Below are 2,611 nucleotides of genomic sequence, written 5' to 3' on the forward strand. Positions count from 1 at the left end.
GCGCCGAAGAATCCGGGGCTGGTCTCCACCGGGGAGGGGCCGCCGGCCGAGCGTCCCAGCCCCCGCCCCACCGGACCGGACGACGGCACGGCCGCCGGCCAGGCCCGGGTCACCGGCTACCGCGCCGAGGACGGCCGCCTCACGGTGGCCTTCGAGGCCGGTGTCTGCTCCGACTTCACGGTCCGCACCGAGGAGAAGGAGGGCCGGGTCGAGGTCACCGTCCTCGACAAGCCGTGGCCGGACCGCGTCTGCATCATGATCGCGAAGACCCACCACCGGACCGTCGAGCTCGAACGGCCGCTGGGCGACCGCGCGGTGGTCGACTCCGAGGGGCATCCCGTGGCCCAGGAGAAGGACCCGCACCCGACGGCGCGCTGACGCACCCCACTCCGGAAACGCCCGAGGGCGGCGCCCCCGTCAGGGGAGCGCCGCCCTCGGTGCCGAGCCGGGGTGACCGGCTCAGTTGAACGAGTCGCCGCAGGCGCAGGAGCCCGTGGCGTTCGGGTTGTCGATCGTGAAGCCCTGCTTCTCGATGGTGTCGACGAAGTCGATGGACGCGCCGCCCAGGTACGGGGCGCTCATGCGGTCGGTGACGACCTTCACGCCGTCGAAGTCCTTGACCACGTCGCCGTCGAGCGAGCGCTCGTCGAAGAACAGCTGGTACCGCAGACCCGAGCAGCCACCGGGCTGGACGGCGACGCGCAGCGCGAGGTCGTCGCGGCCTTCCTGGTCGAGCAGGGCCTTGACCTTGGCCGCGGCGGCGTCGCTCAGGACGATGCCGTCGGTGACGGTGGTCTTCTCGTCCGATACGGACATCTATCTCTCCCGGGTTGTACGGAGACTGCTTGCCGACGATTCAACCCGCCCGGCCGCGGATTCATTCCGCGCGGCCCGGACGGACAGGCAACGCTCTCGTCCTTCCCTCATGCTCGCACACGCCCGGGGCGCATCACAGCGCCCACCGGGCCGCCGGGCCCGACCGGGATTCACGTCACATCGACGCAATCGGCCTGCCGGAAAGCGGGCGGCAGCGGTTATGATAGATAACGTCATTTCGACGAAAAGGTTCGACCTGTCTCCCCGTCCGGGGAAACCCGCAGAACAGAAAGGGTGCGTGTAGTGACCACCGCCCAGCCCCAGGAGCTCGACGTCCAGCCGACTCCGCTCGCGCTGCTCCTCCTCGGCCGCGAGGCCGACCCGCGGAGCGAGCGGGGCGTCGAGTGCCCCGGCGACCTGCCGTCGCCGTCCGACCCGGACCTGGTGGAGCGCGCCCGCGCGGCCAAGGAGAAGCTCGGGGACAAGGTCTTCGTCCTCGGCCACCACTACCAGCGTGACGAGGTCATCCAGTTCGCCGACGTCACCGGCGACTCCTTCAAGCTCGCCCGCGACGCCGCGGCGCGCCCGGAGGCCGAGTACATCGTCTTCTGCGGCGTGCACTTCATGGCCGAGTCGGCCGACATCCTGACCAACGACGACCAGAAGGTCGTGCTCCCCGACCTCGCCGCCGGCTGCTCGATGGCCGACATGGCGACGGCCGAGCAGGTCGCCGAGTGCTGGGACGTGCTGACCGAGGCGGGTGTGGCCGAGCAGGTCGTCCCCGTCTCGTACATGAACTCCTCCGCCGACATCAAGGCCTTCACCGGCCGGCACGGTGGTCTGATCTGCACCTCGTCCAACGCGAAGCGCGCGCTGGAGTGGGCGTTCGACCAGGGCGACAAGGTGCTGTTCCTCCCGGACCAGCACCTGGGGCGCAACACCGCGGTGCGGGACATGGGGATGTCGCTGGAGGACTGCGTCGTCTACAACCCGCACAAGCCGAACGGCGGGCTCACCGCCGAGGAGCTGCGCGCGGCGAAGATGATCCTGTGGCGCGGGCACTGCTCGGTGCACGGGCGGTTCAGCCTGGACTCGGTCAACGACGTGCGGGAGCGGATTCCGGGCGTCAACGTGCTGGTGCACCCGGAGTGCCGCCACGAGGTCGTCGCGGCGGCGGACCAGGTGGGGTCGACGGAGTACATCATCAAGGCGCTGGAGGCGGCGCCGGCCGGGTCCAAGTGGGCCATCGGCACGGAGCTGAACCTGGTGCGGCGGCTGGCGAACCGATTCGCCCCCGAGGGCAAGGAAGTCGTCTTCCTCGACCGCACGGTGTGCTTCTGCTCGACGATGAACCGGATCGACCTGCCGCACCTGGTGTGGGCGCTGGAGTCCCTCGCGGAGGGGAAGCTGGTCAACCGCATCCAGGTCGACCGGGAGACCGAGACCTACGCGAAGCTGGCCCTCGAGCGCATGCTGGCCCTTCCTTAACGGTTCGTTCCCCGGGGCGGTGCGGGCACGGTTCACCTGTACGGGGTGGGTGCGGCGCGGGTGCCCGCGCGGCGTCGACGTGAGGCCCGGTCACGTACGCCCTGGCCTGCGCCCACCCTCCCCCCGGACTTCGTCCGGGGGGACCCCCGTCGCCGAGCGGCACGATCGCCCGCAGGGGTGACCGGGCCGCACCACCCTGCGGGCGGCTGGGCCGCCCAGGGGGCGATGGGGGTCCCCCCGCGCGAGCGAAGCCGAGCGTGGGGGAGGGCGGGCGCAGGCGGTGCGATCGCACGCGACCTCACGTCAA

2 protein-coding genes and 1 pseudogene are annotated in these 2,611 nt (G+C 71.1%); 2 read left to right on the forward strand and 1 reads right to left on the reverse strand.

All coding sequences use genetic code 11. The annotated features are described in order from the left end of the window. A pseudogene (locus ACOV8S_RS11040) lies at positions 1 to 378 on the forward strand (hypothetical protein); the annotation flags it as partial. A gap of 81 nt (positions 379 to 459) precedes the next feature. Here the strand turns inward: ACOV8S_RS11040 and ACOV8S_RS11045 are convergent. Beyond that, positions 460 to 816, reverse strand: a complete 357-nt coding sequence (locus ACOV8S_RS11045; RefSeq protein ID WP_108953788.1) for a HesB/IscA family protein — start codon at positions 814 to 816, stop codon at positions 460 to 462. A 303-nt stretch (positions 817 to 1,119) separates the two neighbouring features. On the opposite strand from ACOV8S_RS11045, the gene nadA reads away from it, so the two are divergent. Beyond that, positions 1,120 to 2,304 carry a quinolinate synthase NadA gene (gene nadA, locus ACOV8S_RS11050; RefSeq protein ID WP_351114428.1) on the forward strand — a complete coding sequence of 395 codons (1,185 nt, stop codon included), beginning with the start codon at positions 1,120 to 1,122 and terminating at the stop codon, positions 2,302 to 2,304. Positions 2,305 to 2,611: the final 307 nt, after the last annotated feature.

It is taken from the genome of Streptomyces sp. CO7 (assembly GCF_053474865.1).